Annotated in this window: 19 protein-coding genes, 1 tRNA gene and 2 pseudogenes; 10 read left to right on the top strand and 12 right to left on the bottom strand. The window is 62.0% G+C overall.

From position 1 onward, the window contains the following. Positions 1 to 42: 42 nt before the first annotated feature. From argS to SJY21_RS03360, 7 genes are all read left to right on the top strand, one after another. Positions 43 to 1785 carry an arginine--tRNA ligase gene (gene argS / locus SJY21_RS03390; RefSeq protein ID WP_377506193.1) on the top strand — a complete coding sequence of 581 codons (1743 nt, stop codon included), beginning with the start codon at positions 43 to 45 and terminating at the stop codon, positions 1783 to 1785. Positions 1786 to 1863: 78 nt separating this feature from the next. After that, positions 1864 to 2868, top strand: a complete 1005-nt coding sequence (locus SJY21_RS03385) for an SPOR domain-containing protein (RefSeq protein ID WP_377506190.1) — start codon at positions 1864 to 1866, stop codon at positions 2866 to 2868. Beyond that, positions 2869 to 3873 (top strand): beta-N-acetylhexosaminidase, encoded by a 1005-nt coding sequence (nagZ, locus tag SJY21_RS03380; protein ID WP_377506187.1) that lies wholly within the window; start codon positions 2869 to 2871, stop codon positions 3871 to 3873. After that, positions 3866 to 4654, top strand: a complete 789-nt coding sequence (locus tag SJY21_RS03375; RefSeq protein WP_377506184.1) for a segregation and condensation protein A — start codon at positions 3866 to 3868, stop codon at positions 4652 to 4654. The genes nagZ and SJY21_RS03375 overlap by 8 nt, the downstream gene beginning before the upstream one ends. Further along, positions 4647 to 5279, top strand: coding sequence for an SMC-Scp complex subunit ScpB (gene scpB, locus SJY21_RS03370; protein WP_377506181.1), 633 nt, complete (start codon positions 4647 to 4649; stop codon positions 5277 to 5279). The genes SJY21_RS03375 and scpB overlap by 8 nt, the downstream gene beginning before the upstream one ends. A gap of 100 nt (positions 5280 to 5379) precedes the next feature. Continuing rightward, positions 5380 to 5583, top strand: coding sequence for a hypothetical protein (locus SJY21_RS03365; protein ID WP_377506178.1), 204 nt, complete (start codon positions 5380 to 5382; stop codon positions 5581 to 5583). A gap of 63 nt (positions 5584 to 5646) precedes the next feature. Continuing rightward, positions 5647 to 7065, top strand: a complete 1419-nt coding sequence (locus tag SJY21_RS03360; RefSeq protein ID WP_377506175.1) for a GGDEF domain-containing protein — start codon at positions 5647 to 5649, stop codon at positions 7063 to 7065. Here SJY21_RS03360 and SJY21_RS03355 read toward each other — a convergent pair. The 8 genes and pseudogenes from SJY21_RS03355 to SJY21_RS03320 form a co-directional block, all read right to left on the bottom strand. Beyond that, entirely contained in the window at positions 7062 to 8141 is a 1080-nt protein-coding gene (locus tag SJY21_RS03355; RefSeq protein WP_377506172.1) for a 2'-deoxycytidine 5'-triphosphate deaminase, read from the bottom strand. The genes SJY21_RS03360 and SJY21_RS03355 overlap by 4 nt on opposite strands. A 70-nt stretch (positions 8142 to 8211) precedes the next feature. Further along, positions 8212 to 8288 (bottom strand) — tRNA-Pro (locus SJY21_RS03350). A gap of 81 nt (positions 8289 to 8369) precedes the next feature. Next, positions 8370 to 8993, bottom strand: a complete 624-nt coding sequence (locus SJY21_RS03345) for a MerR family transcriptional regulator (RefSeq protein ID WP_377506169.1) — start codon at positions 8991 to 8993, stop codon at positions 8370 to 8372. Between the two features lie 11 nt (positions 8994 to 9004). Further along, positions 9005 to 9307: an integration host factor subunit alpha gene (gene ihfA / locus SJY21_RS03340; protein WP_377506166.1), complete on the bottom strand. Its 303-nt coding sequence runs from the start codon at positions 9305 to 9307 to the stop codon at positions 9005 to 9007. 94 nt (positions 9308 to 9401) lie between these two features. Beyond that, entirely contained in the window at positions 9402 to 10373 is a 972-nt protein-coding gene (locus tag SJY21_RS03335; protein ID WP_377506163.1) for a beta-ketoacyl-ACP synthase III, read from the bottom strand. Beyond that, positions 10370 to 11510: pseudogene (plsX, locus tag SJY21_RS03330) on the bottom strand (phosphate acyltransferase PlsX). The gene SJY21_RS03335 and the pseudogene plsX overlap by 4 nt, the downstream one beginning before the upstream one ends. A 4-nt stretch (positions 11511 to 11514) precedes the next feature. Beyond that, positions 11515 to 11721, bottom strand: coding sequence for a 50S ribosomal protein L32 (gene rpmF / locus SJY21_RS03325; protein WP_377506160.1), 207 nt, complete (start codon positions 11719 to 11721; stop codon positions 11515 to 11517). A gap of 173 nt (positions 11722 to 11894) precedes the next feature. Next, positions 11895 to 12440 (bottom strand): YceD family protein, encoded by a 546-nt coding sequence (locus SJY21_RS03320; protein ID WP_377506157.1) that lies wholly within the window; start codon positions 12438 to 12440, stop codon positions 11895 to 11897. A gap of 82 nt (positions 12441 to 12522) precedes the next feature. On the opposite strand from SJY21_RS03320, the gene SJY21_RS03315 reads away from it, so the two are divergent. Together SJY21_RS03315 and SJY21_RS03310 are read left to right on the top strand one after the other, a co-directional pair. Further along, positions 12523 to 12996 carry an outer membrane protein assembly factor BamE gene (locus SJY21_RS03315; protein WP_377506154.1) on the top strand — a complete coding sequence of 158 codons (474 nt, stop codon included), beginning with the start codon at positions 12523 to 12525 and terminating at the stop codon, positions 12994 to 12996. A gap of 40 nt (positions 12997 to 13036) precedes the next feature. After that, positions 13037 to 13801, top strand: coding sequence for a GNAT family N-acetyltransferase (locus tag SJY21_RS03310; protein ID WP_377506151.1), 765 nt, complete (start codon positions 13037 to 13039; stop codon positions 13799 to 13801). Here the strand turns inward: SJY21_RS03310 and SJY21_RS03305 are convergent. The 3 genes from SJY21_RS03305 to SJY21_RS03295 form a co-directional block, all read right to left on the bottom strand. Next, entirely contained in the window at positions 13794 to 14927 is a 1134-nt protein-coding gene (locus tag SJY21_RS03305; RefSeq protein WP_377506148.1) for a DUF1501 domain-containing protein, read from the bottom strand. The two genes, SJY21_RS03310 and SJY21_RS03305, sit on opposite strands and share 8 nt — an antisense overlap. A gap of 9 nt (positions 14928 to 14936) precedes the next feature. Then, positions 14937 to 16601 carry a DUF1800 domain-containing protein gene (locus SJY21_RS03300; protein ID WP_377506145.1) on the bottom strand — a complete coding sequence of 555 codons (1665 nt, stop codon included), beginning with the start codon at positions 16599 to 16601 and terminating at the stop codon, positions 14937 to 14939. 86 nt (positions 16602 to 16687) lie between these two features. Continuing rightward, positions 16688 to 17050 (bottom strand): SUF system Fe-S cluster assembly protein, encoded by a 363-nt coding sequence (locus tag SJY21_RS03295; protein ID WP_377506142.1) that lies wholly within the window; start codon positions 17048 to 17050, stop codon positions 16688 to 16690. A gap of 106 nt (positions 17051 to 17156) precedes the next feature. Here SJY21_RS03295 and tgt point away from each other — a divergent pair. Beyond that, positions 17157 to 18288, top strand: a pseudogene (tgt, locus tag SJY21_RS03290) (tRNA guanosine(34) transglycosylase Tgt). Here tgt and SJY21_RS03285 read toward each other — a convergent pair. Further along, positions 18285 to 19145 (bottom strand): hypothetical protein, encoded by an 861-nt coding sequence (locus tag SJY21_RS03285; protein ID WP_377506139.1) that lies wholly within the window; start codon positions 19143 to 19145, stop codon positions 18285 to 18287. The pseudogene tgt and the gene SJY21_RS03285 sit on opposite strands and share 4 nt — an antisense overlap. Positions 19146 to 19250 lie beyond the last annotated feature (105 nt).

Below are 19250 nucleotides of genomic sequence, written 5' to 3'. Positions count from 1 at the left end.
GGGCCGTGGTAAACCGCCCTGTGAACAATAGGAATAGCCCCGATGAACCTCTTTGCTGAAATCCGTGTGCTGGTGATCGACTGTCTTGATGCGCTTGTGGCGGACGGGCGCCTGCCTGCGGGTCTTGAAACTGGCGCTGTCACGGTCGAACCGCCCCGCGATGCAGCGCACGGGGATATGGCGACGAACGCGGCGATGGTGCTGGCGAAACCTGCGGGACTGAAACCGCGCGATATCGCCGATGCGCTGGCAGGCTTGCTGGCGGATGATCCGCGCATCACTGTCGCCGAGGTCGCGGGACCGGGCTTTTTGAACCTGCGGCTGGCCGCCGATGTCTGGCAAGGGATCGTGCGCGCTGCCCTCGCGGCGGATGGCTTTGGCCGCGCGACCATGGGGCAGGGGCAAAAGGTCAACGTTGAATATGTCTCGGCCAACCCGACCGGTCCGCTGCACGTGGGGCACACGCGCGGCGCGGTGTTTGGCGATGCGCTGGCCAGCCTGCTGGATTTCGCAGGATGGGACGTGACGCGCGAATACTACATCAACGATGGCGGCGCGCAGGTCGATGTCCTCGCGCGGTCTGTTTATCTGCGCTACTTGGAGGCGCACGGGCAGGCGGTGTCGTTCCCCGATGGCACCTATCCCGGCGACTATCTGATCGACACCGGCAAGGCGCTGAAAGCAAAGGCTGGCGATGCCTATGTGGGCCAGCCCGAAGATGTCTGGCTGGAAGAGGTCCGTGAATTTGCCACCGATGCGATGATGGCGCTGATCCGTGACGATCTGGCCGCGCTTGGTGTCACGATGGACAAGTTTTACAGTGAAAAGTCGCTTTATGGCACGGGGCTGATCGAAGCGGCGATTGCTGATCTTGACAGCAAGGGGCTGATCTACAAGGGCACGCTTGAGCCACCCAAGGGCAAGATGCCCGAAGACTGGGAGCCACGCGAACAGACCTTGTTCAAGTCAACCGAATTTGGTGATGACGTGGACCGCCCGATCATGAAGTCGGACGGCGCGTGGACCTATTTCGCACCCGATATCGCCTATCACTTTGACAAGGTGCAGCGTGGCTATGACCAGTTGATCGACGTCTTTGGCGCCGATCATGGCGGCTATGTCAAACGGATGAAAGCGGCTGTTGCCGCGCTGTCAGGTGGCAAGGTGCCGCTGGATATCAAGCTGACGCAGCTGGTGAAACTGTTCAAGAACGGCGAGCCCTTCAAGATGTCCAAGCGGGCAGGGACGTTCATCACCGTGCGCGATGTGGTCGATGCGGTGGGCAAGGACGTGACCCGCTTCCATATGCTGACGCGCAAGAACGACGCGCCCCTTGATTTCGATTTCGACAAGGTCACGGAACAGTCCAAGGACAACCCCGTGTTCTATGTGCAATATGCCCACGCGCGGATTGCCTCGGTGTTGCGCAAGGCAACCGAGGAGGGGATCGCCGTTGATGATGCCACACTGGCAGAGGCCGATTTGACCGGCCTGACCCATGCGGCCGAGCTGAAAGTGGCGCAAAAGATCGCCGAGTTCCCGCGTCTTGTGGAAATCGCTGCGCGCACCAATGAACCGCACAGGATCGCCTTTTATCTTTATGAAATGGCGTCGGAATTTCACGCGCTGTGGAACCGTGGCAATGATGATACCAGCCTGCGTTTCCTGCAAAGTGGTGATTCATCGGCAACACAATCCAAAATCGCGCTGATTCGCGCCGTCGCCGTTGTTATTTCGTCCGGTCTTGGTATTCTTGGCGTGACCCCAGCAGAAGAGATGCGCTAAAGCGCACGCGTCTGGGCGAGTGAGGCAAGAGAGACCTGCGGACGCCAATGGGCTGTCCAAAGCGGGCAGCGAGGCGATATGGCAGAGATTTCCTATGGTACTGCTGGCACGGGCAATGCGCCGCGTGCGGGCAAACTGGTCAATTACGCAGGCGCGGTGATGTCGCTGGCGCTTGTCGTGGGTGTTGGTGTCTGGGGCTACAAATTGCTGGTGCGCGATGTGACGGGTGTGCCTGTCGTGCGCGCCATGGAAGGGCCGATGCGTTCGGCGCCTGAAAACCCCGGCGGGGAAATTGCCCTGCACACCGGTCTTTCTGTCAACACCGTGCCGGCCCAGGGTGGCGTGGCGCCACCCGAAGATACGCTTGTGCTAGCCCCTGCGCAGCCCGCGCTGCCGCAAGAAGACCTTGAGGTCACGCCCACGGCCGAAGCCGCCGAAGTGATGCCCCAAGACCCGCTTGGCACCGTTGCCGAGGGTGAAGTTGCCGTTGTCGCCGAAGACGCGGAAACTGTCGCCCCTGCTGATCCCGACACGCCCCTTACCGTCGAGGAAGTGCTTGCATTGGCCGATCAGATTGCCGCTGGTGCCGCCCCGATGACAGACCTTGAAGAAGGTGAGGATACGCCGGTCGAGGTCGCCGTGGCCGGTGTCGTGCAAGCTGAAACGCCCGCGCCCCAAGCGCCGGTTGTCGCCGCCTCTGTGCCCGGCGTGGCCCGGTCCTTGCGTCCGCAACTGCGCCCCCAGGGCGGGTTCGCACCTGCTGTCGTGACCCCCGCCGTGGCCGAGGCCCCCGAAAGCGCGCCCGCCGAAGTCAATGAGGCCGTGATCCCCGCGGGCACCAAGCTGGTGCAACTGGGCGCCTTTGACAGCGCCGAGATTGCCGCGCGCGAATGGACCCGCCTGTCGGGCGAATTCAACGATTACATGGATGGCAAGGATCGCCTGATCCAGCGCGCCGAAAGTGGCGGGCGCACGTTCTACCGGCTGCGCGCCATGGGCTTTGCCGATCTGGCCGATGCGCGTCGTTTCTGTAGTGCATTGGTTGCCGAAGACGCCGCCTGTATCCCTGTCGTGGTCCGCTAAATGCCGCAGGGTGCGGTGATTTTCGGACCTGAAGGTCACGCTGTAACTGATTGGGAAAGATCGTTTTTCCGTGATTGCGATCCGCTTGGGTTCATTCTGTTTGCACGCAATGTCGACACGCCCGAACAGCTGCGCCGCCTGACAGCTGACCTGCGCGATACCGTGGGCCGTGACGCCCCGATTCTGATTGATCAGGAAGGTGGGCGGGTGCAGCGGATGCGCGCGCCGTATTGGCGCGAATACCTGCCGCCGCTGGATCAGATGGCCCTTGCGCACGACCCCTTGCGCGCCATGTATCTGCGCTATCTTTTGATTGCCCATGAATTGCGTGACGTTGGCATTGATGCCAATTGTGCGCCGATGGCCGATGTGGCTGACGCTGACACGCATCCCTTTCTGCGCAATCGCTGTTACGGGCAGGACGCAGACACCGTGATTGCAGCGTCCCGTGCCGTGGCCAATGGCCTGCTGGACGGTGGCGTGCTGCCCGTTTTGAAACACATCCCCGGCCATGGCCGCGCCCGCGTTGACAGCCACAAGGACTTGCCCCGCGTCACGGCGCGCCGTGCCGACCTTGAGGCGCAGGATTTTGCACCCTTCAAGGCGTTGAATGATCTTCCCATGGGCATGACCGCCCATATCGTGTTTGACGACATCGACCCGACCGCCCCCGCCACCACATCGCCCAAGATGATGCAGGTGATCCGCGAGGACATCGGCTTTGGCGGCTTGATCATGACCGACGATCTGTCGATGGAGGCTTTGGACGGTGATCTGGCGACCCGCGCCAGCGGTGCGATTGCCGCCGGATGTGACGTGGTTTTGCATTGCAACGGCCATGCGCGCGAAATGGAACAGGTGGCCGCTGCCAGCGGCAAACTGACACCCATCGCGCAGGCCCGCGCCGATGCCGCCCTTGCGACGCGTAAATCGCCAACACTGATTGACATTCCCGCCTTGGAAGCCGAATTTAACGGGCTTCTAGGCGAGGGGCCGCATGGCTGAGCAAGACCAGTTTCAGGAAGACGTGAACGACCGGCTTGCCGCCGAGGCGTTGATCGTTGACGTGGATGGCTATGAAGGCCCGCTTGATCTGTTGCTGATGCTGTCGCGCACGCAAAAGGTCGACCTGCGCCAGATTTCCGTGCTCGCACTGGCCGAACAATACCTCGGCTTTATCGAACGGGCTAAAGAATTGCGCATTGAACTGGCCGCCGATTATCTGGTCATGGCCGCCTGGCTGGCGTTCCTGAAATCGCGCCTGCTGTTGCCCCCTGATCCGGCCGAGGAAGGCCCATCGGGCGAGGAACTGGCTGCGCATCTGGCGTTCCAGTTGGAACGCTTGCAGGCCATGCGCGAAAGCGCGGCGAAACTGATGGCGCGCGACCAGAAGGGCCGTGATTTCTTTGCCCGTGGCATCACCGAAGATGTGGCCCGCGTGCGCCGCGTCACCTATACCGCGACCCTGTTGGACCTGATGCAGGGCTATGCGCGCATCCGCACCCGCGATGATTTCCGCCCCTTTACCATGGACCGCGATTCTGTGTTCACCATGGAGGAAGCCCTGGGGCGGATGCGCGGCTTGATCGGCTTTGCGGGCGAGTGGACCGATATCATGTCCTACCTGCCCGAGGGCTGGGAAATGGACCCCGCCAAGAAACGTTCGGCCACGGCCAGCACCTTTGCCGCCAGTCTGGAACTGGCCAAGGAAGGCCGCATCGAAATTCGTCAGGGCGAGATTTTCGCCCCCATCCAGATACGTAAGAAGTTGCCCACAGATGGTTGAAGTCAAAGAAGAAAGCCTGTTCGAGGCCCCGCCCCTGGCCGAACAGGAACGCATGGTCGAGGCGATTTTGTTTGCCACCGCCGATCCGGTCACCATCAAGGAGTTGGCGGGCCGGATGCCCCATGGCTGTGACCCCGCCGAGGCGCTGGTGCATCTGCGCAAACGCTATGACGGGCGCGGCGTGAACGTGATCAAGGTCGGCGATGCATGGGCCATTCGCACCGCCCCCGATCTGGGATTCCTGATGCAGAAAGAAACGATCGAGGTGCGCAAACTGTCGCGCGCGGCGATCGAAACGCTGGCCATCGTTGCCTATCACCAGCCCGTCACCCGCGCCGAGATCGAGGAAATCCGCGGCGTGTCGGTCAGCCGCGGCACCGTGGACCAGTTGATCGAAATGGAATGGATCCGGTTCGGGCGGCGCAAGATGACGCCGGGGCGGCCCGTGACCTTTGTGGTGACGCAGGAATTCCTTGATCACTTCGGCCTTGAAAACGCACGGGATTTACCGGGGCTCAAAGAACTGCGCTCGGCTGGATTGCTGGAAAACCGTCCGCCACCCGGCGCCGAGACCGGCGAAAGCGACGAGGACGAGGACCAGAGCGAGTTGTTCGAGGACGAATAACGCCACGAAATTGCCCAAAACCACTGCTAGCTGTCTCGTGATTTGGGATTCCGGGCGAAATGCGTTAGGTATCCCGCGAGGCAGAGCAAAGGACGCGCATATGAACGTCGACCGCATTATTTCCATGATCCTGCGCAAACTGGTGAACCGTGGCGTGAACAAGGGGATCAACATGGCCGCCAACCGTGGCCGCGACCCCAAGGATATGACCAAGGAAGAACGCCAGCAGGCCAAACAGGCCCGCGACAATACCAAACGCGGGCGTCAGGCCCTGCGCATGGGGCGCCGTATTGGCCGCTTCTGATTAATGCCATTTTAAGGCTGTTGCGCAATTATCGCCCCGACAAATTCCAGTCGGGGTGCCCATTTGACCAGTCTTTCAGCCAGTTACTCGATTGCCGATGCCGCCCGGTTCCGGTTGATACGGCAGGGGTTGCGGCTGCGCCGTCCGCTTGCGGCCTGTTCGTTGATCCTTGCCTTTCTGGCCCTGATCGAAACCTTCGCAGGTGTTGATGCGCTGTTGCGCCCAATCGCGGATGGGCCGGCCACACACCCGCTGACCGCACTGATGCTGCTGTCGCTTTCGGTTGGCGTGCTTTCGTTTCGCCATCATCAGCCCACGCCGGTCTGGCGCTATGTCTTGTCGGGCATCTGCCTGCTGATTGCTGGCGAACGCACCCTTGAAGGGTTCTTTCCCGCGTGGCAAAGCCTGTTGTCGGGCGGTCTTGAAACATGGGTTTTCCAACCACTTGCCGCCAATCTGCACGGTGAATTGGGCAGTGATACGGCCTTTGTCCTGACGATGCTATTTGCATCGGTGATCGTGCGGCGGCATTTCGGGCGGATCGGGCTGACGTTCAATCTGGTGGCAATCGCGGCGATCCTGAATGCCTTTGTCGGGATGAGCTATGGTCTGGAACTGTTTGACGGGCATATGTCCATGGCGACACTTTTGTCGCTGATCCCGCTGTCGCTTGCGGTGCTGACACTTTACTTGCACCGCCCGTTCGTGCGGGTGGCCTTGCTGTTGGGCGATGTGGGCAAACGCACGCGGATCATGATGATGGTCGGTTTTCTGGTGCCATGGGCCTGTGGGTTCGTGCTGCACCGCATGTTTCACGTGACCGAACGGATGGTTCCCGTCGAGACAATGATCATCAGCCTGATCATCTGGTGCATGGTTGGCACGGCGGTGCACTCCGGTGTCATTCAGGAACGGGTTGACCGCGCGCGACGCATGACGGAACGCAAGCTGGCGCGCATGGCCACCCATGATCCGCTGACCGGCATCCTGAACCGGCGCGGGTTGCATGACACGCTCGCGCAGCGCTGGGACATCTTCACCCGATCGGGTGTCGGCACGGGGATCGTGTTGATCGACCTTGATCACTTCAAGAAAATCAACGACCAGCTTGGCCATGACGAGGGGGACCGCATTCTTGCCAAGGTGGGCGAGGTGCTGCGCCCGCAATTCCGCCACGGCGATGTTCTGGGCCGGTGGGGCGGTGAGGAATTCATGCTGATCCTTGACACCGACGATCCTGAACGCCTGGCTGCGATCTGCGAACGTGTCCGTCTGGCGATTTCACGCATTCCTTTGAAAAGCGGCGGTGCGGCCGATGTGCACACCACCGTCAGCGCATCACTGGGCCTGAGCCAGTTCCTGCCCGGTGATATCGCAAACGGGGCTGCGATCAGGCGTGCGGATGAGGCGCTATATGCGGCCAAGGGGAGGGGGCGCAACTGTGTCGTGGCTTACGGCGGGCCCGATGCGCGCTGCGCCTAGGTCTTGAAATGCTTGGACAATTTCAGGCCTTGCCCCTGATAGTTCGAGGCAATCTCGCGGCCATAAAGCTGGGCGGGCACCTCGGACATGTGTTCATACACCAGCCGCCCGACGATCTGACCATGCTCCAGCACAAAAGGCGCCTCGTGGCAGCGCACCTCGAGCACGCCGCGTGACCCTTGGCCACCGGCACCGTCCCAGCCAAAACCGGGATCGAAAAAGCCCGCGTAATGCACGCGAAATTCGCCAACCATTGCCAGATAGGGGGCCATTTCGGCGGCTGTATCGGGCGGGATCGCAATCGCCTCGCGGCTGACCAGAATATAGAACGCGCCGGGATCAAGGATGATCCAGCCATCGGTTGTGCGCACTTCCTCCCAGAAATCGGCGGCGTGATAGTGGTTCAAAAGGCCCAGATCAATCACGCCCGTGTGCGGCTTGGCGCGGTATCCAACCAGATCATCACCGCGCGGTTTCAGATCAACCGAAAAGCCCAGACCATCGGAAATAACAGCGTCACCGTTCACGATCGGGGTTGTGGCGTGCAGCGCGCGCAGGTCCTCATCGCTGATCACGGTCTTGCCGACGCGGAAAATGATCTGGTTCAGCATCTGCCCCGCCGTGGCGATCACGGAAAAGGATTGCGGGCAGATTTCCACATAAAGCGGGCCGGTATAGCCATCGGGCACGCGATCAAATTCGGTGCCATGATCGGTGATGATGCGGGTCAGCAGATCAAGCCGCCCGATCGAGGATTTGGCACTGGCCGCCCCTGACGTTCCTGCGGGCAGGGCCAGGGATTCCATCAACGGCACCACATAGACACAGCCCTTTTCCAGCACCGCCCCATCGGACAGATCAATTGCGTGCATCTGGAAATCGGCCAGCCGGTCGCTGACCTTGCGCGACCGCCCCGCCAGAAAAGAGGCGCGCACGCGATAGGCAGTGGCCCCCAGCCGCAAGTCAAGCGACGCGGGCTGGATTTGGCCAGCGGTGATCGGCGTGCTGGCGCTGATCGCACCATCGGCAATCATCGTTGTCATTTGCCGGTCTGACAAAACGCCGGATTTGGCCATGGATGTTGCCCCCTTCAGCTGCGTGACAGCAAAACGCCCGCCGCGCGGATGCGCGAACGGGCGGTTATGTTGGTCGGGCTAGCAGGACTCGAACCTGCGACCTTCCGTCCCCCAGACGGACGCGCTACCAGGCTGCGCCATAGCCCGACTAAGGCGTCTTCATACTGGATTTTGGCCCATGGGCAAGCCGGAATTGTCATTTCTTTTGGCCGGTGCACGGGGCGGCGATTAGCTGCGCGCCATGCGGTCGCGCAGGGCCTCGAGGCGGGCCACAAGCGGGGCGATCTCTGCGGCGCGGCTGTGCAATGCATCGCGGTTCGCGCGCTGCAACAGCGGTTGCATCCGCGCGGGCAGATCGCTGTCATCATCGCCGGGATCGGGCGAGGGGGCAGGCGCGGCCGCAAGGTTGACCGACAGGGCGGGGCCAGGTGCCGCCTGGGGCATGGCCATGGGCACGACATTGTCGTCCGGGTCGGCGTTGGCCGCATCAAGGGCAGGTGTGGGGGCTTGTTCGGCTTCGACCACGGACGCGGGCGGTTCGCCAGCCAGTTCCGCAGGCGTCACATCCACCGCAGCACCGGGCTCTTGCCCCAGACCGGCAACATGCTTAACCCCTTGTTCGCGCAGTAATTTCTGCACACCTTTGATGGTCATGCCCTCGTCATGCAGCAGGGTCTTGATGCCACCCAGCAGCGCCATGTCATCGGGGCGGTAATAGCGCCGCCCACCGGCGCGTTTGACCGGTTTGATCTGGCTGAACTTGCTTTCCCAGAACCGCAGGACATGGGCAGGCGTATCAAGCCAGTCGGCGACTTCGCTGATGGTGCGGAACGCTTCGCGGGATTTTGCCACGCGCGCGCCCCCTAACCCTTGTTGCCAGCGGCAACGCGGTCTTTCATCAGGTGCGAGGGACGGAATGTCAGCACCCGGCGCGGGTGGATCGGAACCTCCTCGCCGGTCTTGGGATTGCGGCCGATGCGGGCCGCTTTGGCGCGCACCGAAAATGTCCCGAACGATGAAATCTTGACAGTTTCCCCGCGCACCAGCGCGTCGGAAATATGTGTCAGCACGCTTTCCACCAAGTCTGCGGAATCGTTGCGTGAAAGTCCTACCTCGGCATGAACGGCCTCGGCCAGATCCATGCGCGTGAGTGTCTTGTCGGCCATGTCAGTCCCCCTGTTTTGCGGGAACTGTAGGCGGGTTGCAATTTCAGAGTCAATATCAAGGGCTTGGCCCGTGCAATTAACAGGCCGGTAATCGCTACCAACGCAGCACGACCGCACCCCAGGCAAGCCCGCCGCCGATGGCTTCGGTGACGATCAGATCGCCGCGCTTGATTTGGCCATTGGCCACGCCCACCGACAGGGCCAGCGGGATGGAGGCGGCCGATGTATTGCCGTGATCCTGCACCGTGACAACAACGCGGTCCATGTCCACGCCCAGCTTTTTGGCGGTTGATTGAATGATGCGGATATTGGCCTGATGCGGCACCACCCAATCCACATCATCCGCCCCAAGACCGACCTTATCAAGGGCGGTGTGGGCGGTTTGCGCCAGCTTTTCAACAGCGTGGCGGAACACTTCCTTGCCCTGCATCCGCAGGACACCGGTGTTTTGTGTCGCCACCCCGCCGTCCACATAAAGCAGGTCGCGAAAGCGCCCGTCGGAATTGAGATCGGTGGCCAGAATGCCGCGGTCACCGGCATCGCCCGTGCCATCCGCGCCTTCCAGCACCACAGCGCCCGCGCCGTCACCAAACAGCACGCAGGTGGAACGATCCGTCCAATCCATGATCCGGCTGAAGGTTTCCGCACCGATCACCAACACGCGGTTGGCCTGACCCGACACAATCAGCGCGTTGGCATTGGCCAGTGCATAGACGAAACCGGCGCAAACCGCTTGCACATCAAAGGCATAGCCATGTTCGTTGCCGATATTGGCCTGCACCATCGTGGCCGCGGATGGAAAGGTATTGTCAGCGGTCGAGGTCGCCAGAATGATCGCGTCGATATCGCTGCCCGCCAGGCCTGCATGGTCCAGCGCGGCCTTGGCGGCATGGGTTGCAAGATCGGATGTGGTTTCGCCCTCGGCGGCGAAATGGCGGCGTTCGATCCCAGAACGGGCCTTGATCCATTCATCAGATGTGTCCAGCGTCGCCTCGAATTCGGCGTTCCTGACGATCCGCGCGGGGAGGTAATGCCCCACGCCTTTGACCACGGCGCGTCTTGTCATGTATTGCCCTTGCCTTTGGCGGCGTTGGGTGCCGCTTCCTCGGTAGTATCTTGGGCAAGTGAGGCGGCCGTTGCAACCCGTGCGGCCAGACGTTCCGAAAAGCCCGAGCGCGCCAGTTGATAGGCCAGCGACAGGGCGGCGGCGACACCGGTGGCATCCGCCGATCCGTGGCTTTTGATCACTGTGCCGTTCAGCCCCAGAAACACGCCGCCATTCACACCGCGTGGATCAATGCGTTTGCGCAAACGGCCAAGCGAGGTCATGGCCAGCAAGGCGGCGATGCGCGACAGCGGCGTTTTCTTGAAGGCCTCTTTCAAGAGGTCCGAGATCAGATTCGCCGTGCCTTCGCCGGTTTTCAGGGCCACATTGCCGGTAAATCCGTCCGTGACGATCACATCAACGCGGTCCGAGGGCAAATCACCGCCTTCGACGAATCCCACATATTCGAAATCGCCGCGCGGGGCGGCGCTGGCAATCAGATCGTGTGCCACTTTCAGTTCGGCGCGGCCTTTGTGTTCCTCGACGCCCACGTTCAGCAGGCCGACACGGGGGCGGGCAATACCCAGGCCGTTGCGTGCATAAGACGCGCCCATCAGGGCATAGGTCAGCAGATCGTCTTGGTCGGCGCGAATATCGGCGCCCGCATCCAGCATCACGTTGAATCCGGCAGGATTGCGCGACGGCCAGTAACAGGCGATGGCGGGGCGGTTCACGCCGTCAGCCTTGCGCAGGCGCAGCATTGATACCGCCATCAGCGCGCCGGTATTGCCGCAACTGACACAGACCGCGGCCGCGCCATCGCGCACGGCTTCGATTGCGGACCACATCGAGGTTTGCTTGCCATGGCGCATGACGTTGCTGGGCTTGTCGGACATGGCGACAACATCGGGCGCGTCATAAACGGTGACGCGGTCAGCGATCCGTTTCTTGGCAATCAGCGCCTCGAGTTTCGCCTTTTGGCCCGTGCAGAAGCGCGCGCGCATCGGGGTTTTCGCCCAGGAAACGCGCAAGGCCCGCAACGACGGTTGCAGGCCCTTTGTCGCCGCCCATGGCGTCAACACTTAAGATAACTGGCGTGCCGTGGTCCCCGCTGTGGGCCGCGCGCGGATCACTGTCCGTCGTCAGGGCGGGGGACATGTGGCTAGGCCGCGTCGTCGTCGAGATCGACCTCGGTGGTCATCGCCACGACTTCACGGTCGCCATAGTTGCCGCAAGAGGGGCAAACATGGTGCGGACGCTTCAGTTCGCCGCAGCTTGTGCATTCATTCGGGTTTGCGGCCACGAGTGAATCATGTGCGCGACGGTTGTTGCGGCGCGACTTGGATACTTTGTTCTGCTGGACAGCCATGTCACAACCTTTGATTTCGGGGGCGCGTGGCCCGTGTTTTCGCGCGCGTGGCGCAGCATTCCGGCGTCTTAGGGCATCTGGGCATGCCTATCAAGTCACCATATGAAAGAGGGCGCGAACATAGAGCGATTCCGCGCAAGCGCAACCATTTTTGCCAGCCCCCTGATGACGGGCTATTCGCCCTTGTTTTTCAGGGTATTGCGCAGGTCGGCAAGGCCCGCAAAGGGGCGGGTGTCTTCGTCGGTCATTGCCGCCTTGCCCGGTTCGGTAAAATTGGCGTTTTCGACGCTCGCCCCGTCGACGCGCGGATAGGCGGGCAGGGCAAGTGCCAGGCTTTCGGTCATGACCGCGGCCAGATCAAGGATGTCAGGCGCCTGTTCCACAGTGTCGTCTTCGGGCATTTCGATTTCGGCAGCCTCGATCGGGTCAAGCTGCGCCACATAGGACCGTGTCACCGTTTCATCAATCCGGGTCGTGACCGGATCAAGCGTGACAACGCAGGCCTGCACTACGGTCGCGCCAAGGTCAGCCTGCAAATGCCAGTCGCGCCGCCCGAGAGGCGACAGGGTGCCAACAAAGCGCAGCTTGCGGATCGCGCTGATCCCCAGCTCAGCGGCCAGTTTCTCACGCGCCGCCGCATCCGGTTCCAGCGCAATGCGGGTCTCGCGCCGGTTGGGCAGGTCCGACAGGCGGATTTGTGATGGCGTCTGGTCAGACATAAGCGCATCCATTCTTGAACAAGGGCCGTGACATGATGTAAGCCGGATAAAAGGCATCACAAGCCAAGGCAAGGGGTCACACATGAGCATTACAGGCGCAACGTTGCGACGACGCATTCTGCGCGGCACGTCCGTCCTTGCATTGGTCACGGTTGTTGGCTGCACGGCGCAGTTCCGCAATCACGGCTTTGCCCCTGATGACGGGCAGTTGTCCGAAGTTCTGGTTGGCGTCGATACCCGCGACACGGTTGCCGAAACGATCGGCGCGCCCACGGCGGGGGGCGTGTTGAATGACGGCGGGTATTACTATGTCCAAAGCCGCTGGCGTCATTTTGCCTATATGGCCCCGGCCGAGATTGAACGCGAAGTTGTGGCGATCACCTTTGACAGCGCCGGTGTCGTTGAAAACATCGAACGCTACGGGTTGCAGGACGGGCAGGTTGTGGCTTTGTCACGCCGCGTGACCCAAGACAACGTGCGCGACACCACCTTTATCCGCCAGTTGATGGGCGATATCGGGCGTTTTGACGCGGGCACGTTCCTTGGTGACGGTTAAGACGCTTTGTGCTTTGGGCGCTGCTGCCTAGGCTGGTGATATGGAAACCCTGAAACAGGATGTTGGCGCCGCTCTTTTGCACAAGGGGCGCTACGTTGCGCGGTTGGCTGCAGGTGCCGCCGATCTGCGCGCCACGCAGGCGCTGCGCTATCGCTGCTTTGTGGCGCGGGGCGGGGCCGGTGACGGGGTGGACAGCGACATTTTCGATGCGGCCTGCCAGCATGTGATGATAGAGGATCATGGTGGCGCGCTGGCCTGTTGTTTCCGTATCCTGCCGCTGACCAGCGGCGCTGAAATCCACACAAGCTATGCCGCGCAATTCTATGATTTATCACGGTTAAACGCGTTTGATGCCCCCATGGTCGAGGTTGGCCGTTTTTGCATATCCCCCGATGCCGCCGATAGTGATGTTCTGCGCGTGGCATGGGGTGCCTTGGCGCGGATCGTTGACGCGCGCGGCGTGAAAATGCTGTTCGGGTGTTCGTCCTTTGTGGGCGTTGATCCAACCCCTGCGCGCGAGGCTTTTGCGGTTCTGCGCGACAGGCACACAGCCCCCGCACAATGGCGCCCGCGCGTCAAATCGCCTGAATTTGTCGGTTTTGAAAGCTGCGGGCAGGTCGGTGATCGCTTGGCTGCGCTGCGTGCCATGCCGTCACTTTTGCGCAGCTATCTGGCGATGGGTGGCTGGGTCAGTGACCATGCGGTGATTGATCGCACGATGAACACGATGCATGTGTTTACGGGGCTGGAAATTGACGCGGTGCCGCCTGCGCGCGCGGCCGCGTTGCGCGCCCTCGCTAGGTAAACAGGCCCACGGGCGTGGCTGTCAGATCAGGAAAGATCGCGCTGGTGTCAGTGGTTTTCATGTGGCCTGACAGGATTTCCGCCAGCACCGCGCGGTAATCGGTTGTCACCGCCAGATCGGCCCCTTCTTCAAGCGCGTCATTGGCCAATCCGGGCCATTTCCCCAAAAGTCGCCCGCCGCGCGCTTGCGGCCCCAGCACCAGCATCGCGCCCGCGCGCCCGTGATCGGTGCCACCCGATGCGTTGGACCGCAGGCGGCGGCCAAATTCCGACATTACAACCACGCTCACATCCTGCTGGCGCGGCCCAAGATCGCGCCAGAATGCCATGAGGGTTTGTGACAATCCGCGCAGCAGCCCGTTGAATGCGCCGTTCTGGTCGGCGTGGGTGTCCCAGCCGCCATAATCCACTGTGGCCACACGCATCCCCAGATCGGCCTTGATGGCTTGCGCCACGGTCATCATCGGGCCGGACAGGGCGTTTTCGGGATAATCCACATCTGCCGCGTAGCCGCGATAATTGCCGCCATCGGGCGCCCAGAACCGCCCTTGCAACGTGTCCGACAGCATCAGCAGGTCCTGCGTTGTCGCGCCCAGATCGCCATGGTCGCCAAAGCCTGCAGCAAGGCGCGCGCGCAGGGCAGGCGACAGCCAGTGACCGGGCATCAGCGCCAGTTCCTCGATCTCCGGCGCGACGGCTGCACGCGATCCGCGCAGGGATTCGGGCATGTTCGTGCCCACGGCAAGGGCGGGCAGGGCGCCAGCGGGGTTGGTGGCGTTCAGCCAGCGGCCCAGCCAACCGCCATCGCCCACACCGGTGCTGGCGCGTTCAATGCGGGCCTCGGCGTCAAAATGGCTGCGCGTGGCCTCGATCAGGCCGGTGGCGTGCACGACCGACAGGTCGCCAGCGGTGAACAATTCGCCCAGTTCGCCCGCCAGCGGGTTCAGGCGGAAATCCACGTCCGCCAGCCCGTCACCCAGTTTGACGCCCGCGGAGTCGCCCGCGCGCGCCACGCGCAGGTCGGCAGGGCGGGCGGCAATGTAATCGGCGTCACCTGTCGGGCTGACGATATTGAGGGCATCCGCGCCGCCCCGCAGGAAGATCACAACAAGGACCGGATCAGCCATCACATCCCCCTAACGGTATAAAAACGCAGGCGAAATCGCCGCGAAGGCCAGCACGATCGCTGACAGATCGTGGCGGCTGCCCGCATCCATCGGCAAGGGTTCGTCCACCGCCACATCAATGCCTGCCAGCAAGGGCGCGGGGCCGCTTTGGGGCGCACCGAACATGCGCGTGTCCCAATGAGTGATCAGATCGCCGTAGGTCGCCACGCCTTCGGGCAGCTTGTCCGACAGCCGCGTCGTGGCGTTGCCGAACCAGTCGTCATGGGCGTAAACGGCTGTTTCCACCATCCGCAGGATCATAGTCGAACTGGTCCAGTCATGCGCGCGATCGGGGTGGCCGGTGGGCGGCGGATAGGTGTGCTGCTGCCAGCCCGCGCGCTGCAACTGCCAGTGAAACGCGGCTTCGGGTGCGGCGATTTTCGCGCCACTTGCACGGTAAAGGGCCGCCATGAATTCAAACGGGCGGCGCAGCTTGGTCGGGGGCGCGGCAAAGGCGGGATCAGCCACCAGCGTGCGGATCACCTGCGCGATCTGGTCGGGGGCTTGCGCGTGGGTCACGAACACATCGGCAAGGCGCTGGATCAGCGCCGGATCGGGATCGTCGGCCAGAAGCCGGCGCGCGATCTTTTCGCAGATGAACCGCGCCGTGGCAGGATGGGTGGCAAGGACATCGAGCACCTGTTCGCCATCCGCCAAAGGCGCGCGGTTGGGGGCCATTTCGCGCCCCAGCACCCGTTTCTGATAGGGATCGTGCCAACTGTCGACATAGTGGAACCTGCCGGTCATCGGCGCGTGCTGCCCGTCAGCCACCCAGCGCCCGTCGCCCACGGTCCAGCCGGTAAAGGCGCGCGCGACCTCGTAAACGTCTTCGTCGATATAGCCCACGGCAAGCCCGCTGGCGTCCTTTTCCACTTCGTCCCAACGGTTTGCGTGTTCGTTCAGGTAATTGGCCGCCCCCAGTGTGTGCAGTTCCAGCAATTCGCGGGCATAGTTTTCATTGGCAGGGCTGGCGCGGCTGTCGTCGTTATTGAGATAAACCAGCATCGTCGGCGATGTGGCCACGGCTCCCAGCATGGCGCGAAAGTTACCCAGGGCGTTGGCGCGTAACATCCTGTCGTAGCTTGGAAAAAAGATCGCGGTGTATTCGTCCTTGTGGGCGTGGACGTTGAAATGATCGTGCCAGAATTGCGTCATCACCTCGCGCAATTGCGCGGGTGCGTGCACCGCGCGCGTCAGCGAGGCGGCGATGACCTCGTTGGCGGGGCGCACCCGTTCTTCCCATGCAAACCCGCGCTCCCAGTCAATCAAGTGCAACAGGTCGGCGGGATCGGCGGCCAGCGTGCCAAGGGGGCGCATTTCGTCCAGTGCGCCCCATGAATTGCCCTCGCCGTCATCATCTTCGGCCTCGTATGCGATCCGCAGGGTCTGGCGGGCCAGTCCGGCCTCGAATGCATCGTCATAGGCGGACAGGTTCAGCTGATCCTCCAGCCAGCCGGATGTGCCGCGTTCCGCGACAATTGCGCGTTCAAGCGGGGTGGCGCCAAACGTCAGGCGATTAAGGAAGGTTTCGACAGGATCGGCGGTAGTCGTGCGGGCGCGCAGGGCATCGGGCGCAAGGGCGGCGGTGGCCGCTGTCGCCAGTAATGACAGATGAAACGCACGCCGAGTTAACACATCACGACCCCAAAACTGGACGCAGTTTAGCAGGGGTTTGGCAATTTACCCAAGGGCAGTTTTCACGGCTGGCCGACAATCGCCGATTACATGAAGCCCAGTTCAAGGCGGGCTTCGTCGCTCATCATTTCCATCCCCCATTGCGGCTCGAAGGTCATGGCCACATCAACCTGTTTCACACCGGGCAGGGGTTCGATCGCATCGGCGACCCAGCCGGGCATTTCACCGGCCACGGGGCACCCCGGTGCGGTCAGTGTCATGGTGACATTCACCTCGGAGGCCTCATTGATGTCGATCGTGTAGATCAACCCAAGGTCATAAATATTCACAGGAATTTCAGGGTCATAGACAGACCGGCAGGCCGCCACGATATCCTCGTAAAGCGGGTGGTCGGTGGTCGAGGGCGCGATCAGCGGGGTGCCTTCGATTTGCGTGTCCTGGTCGGTCATTGGGGCCTCATGTATTCCTGACTGTTCATATAGGGTTTAGGGGCGCGCGCGTAAAGGGCTGTCGCGGCCCCTTGGCAAATCCGCCGCAGTGCGCCAAGAGGACGGCATGACAAAACCATTCGCATTTGCCCTGAACGCCACTGACGGCAAGGCCCGCAGCGGTGTGATTTCCACGCCGCGCGGCGACATTCGCACACCTGCGTTCATGCCCGTTGGCACGGCCGCCACCGTCAAGGCGATGATGCCCGAAAGCGTCGCCGCGACGGGTGCCGACATTTTGCTGGGCAATACCTATCACCTGATGCTGCGCCCTACGGCCGAGCGGATCGCGCGTCTTGGCGGGCTGCACAGGTTCATGAACTGGGACAAGCCGATTTTAACTGATTCCGGCGGGTTTCAGGTGATGTCACTGGCCGAATTGCGCAAGCTGACCGAAAAGGGCGTGACGTTTCGCAGCCACATCGACGGGTCGCGGCACGAATTGACACCGGAACGGTCGATGGAAATTCAAAAACTCCTCGGCTCGGATATCGTCATGTGCTTTGACGAATGCCCTGCGTTGCCTGCCGACCGTGCGCGCATCGCGGAAAGCATGGCGCTTTCGATGCGGTGGGCGCAGCGGTCGCGCGATGCCTTCGGGGACAGGCCCGGCCATGCGCTGTTCGGCATTCAGCAAGGGGGCCTCGAACAGGATTTGCGCGCCGAAAGTGCGGCAGCCCTGACCGGCATCGGCTTTGATGGCTACGCCGTGGGTGGATTGGCCGTGGGCGAGGGGCAGGAGGCGATGTTTGCCTGTCTTGATTATGCGCCCGATCAACTGCCCACCGACAAGCCGCGCTATCTGATGGGGGTGGGCAAGCCCGATGATATTGTCGGCGCGGTGAAACGCGGGATCGACATGATGGATTGCGTGCTGCCGTCGCGCAGCGGGCGCACGGGGCAGGCGTTTACGCGGCGCGGAGTTCTTGAACATCAAGAACGCGCGCCACGCCGATGATCCGCGCCCTTTGGATGAAAACTGTGCCTGTCCGGCCTGTTCCAACTACAGCCGCGCCTACCTGCACCATGTGTTCCGGTCTCAGGAAATGATTTCAGGCATGCTGCTCACATGGCACAACCTGCGCTATTTTCAGGACATCATGCAGGGGATGCGCGATGCGATTGCGGCGGGGAGGTTCGCCGCCTGGGAGGCTGATTTCCAAGCAGGCCGCGCGCAGGGCGATATCGACCCGCTTTAGGCGGGCAGCGGCGGCGGCGTTTGCGCAGTGGCTTTGGGCCGTTCAAGATCGTTGAGATCGTCGTCCAGCATCCGCCCGTAAGTATCGTCAATCCAGTTCATCAGGGCCGCGCGAAGCGGATACTGCGCGGGTGTCATGGTGCGCGTGATTACACGTTTGCGGCCGGTATCGGTGATTTCCGTGCGCGCATAGCCGCGATGTTTTTCGGGATCATCGGACTGCGGCACATGCCACTGAAAGCCGATCCGGCGCGGTTCATCCAACTGGTCCAGCGTTTGGATTTCCTCGAGCAACGACGTGCCGTTGATGCGTTGCACAAGACGGCGCTGCATCGGGTCACCGTCGACATTTTCAAAGGTAACAAGATCGTTCTTGGCCAGCTTATCAATATGGGGCGGCGTGCCGATCACCCCGTCCCAGACCCGCTGTTGCGGCAGGCGGGTCTTGGCGCGTCCGGTCAGCGTGTGATCCTTGCGCATAAACCAGCGATCCAGAAATTGCGTCGTGTAAAGCAGCGACAGCAGGTTCATCGCCACAAAGGCCCAGATCGCGACGCGGGTCGTGATCTCGTGGAGTGACAGGCTGGGGATGAACTGACCGATCAGTGCAAGTGCGAACAGGCCCACGGCGGCGATTTCAATCGTAAAGCGCCACGGCGGGATGAGCAGTGACAAGATGGGCGCAAAGATGCCGATCCCCACCACAAAGGCCAGACCGGCAACCAGCGGCATTGGCACGCTGAACAGGCTGGTGCGCACGCCCCAGAATGTTGTTGCCCCCGCAAGGAACAAAAAGACGATCATCACCGCGTAACGGCGACGGTCGCGATAAAGGCGGCGGGCTAAAAGGCGCAGCATGGCGGGCTTTCTGACGTTGGGTTGGGCGTGTTTTCCCACGGGCATGTGTCGGTAACTTGATGGAAATCGGGCAGATCGGGGGCTTTTGCCACGCCCCGTGCGCTG

It is taken from the genome of Octadecabacter sp. R77987 (assembly GCF_042466115.1).
Lineage (GTDB): Bacteria > Pseudomonadota > Alphaproteobacteria > Rhodobacterales > Rhodobacteraceae > SW4.
The sequence above is the reverse complement of the archived record's forward strand: the minus strand, read 5'-3'. Positions and strand labels throughout refer to the sequence as shown.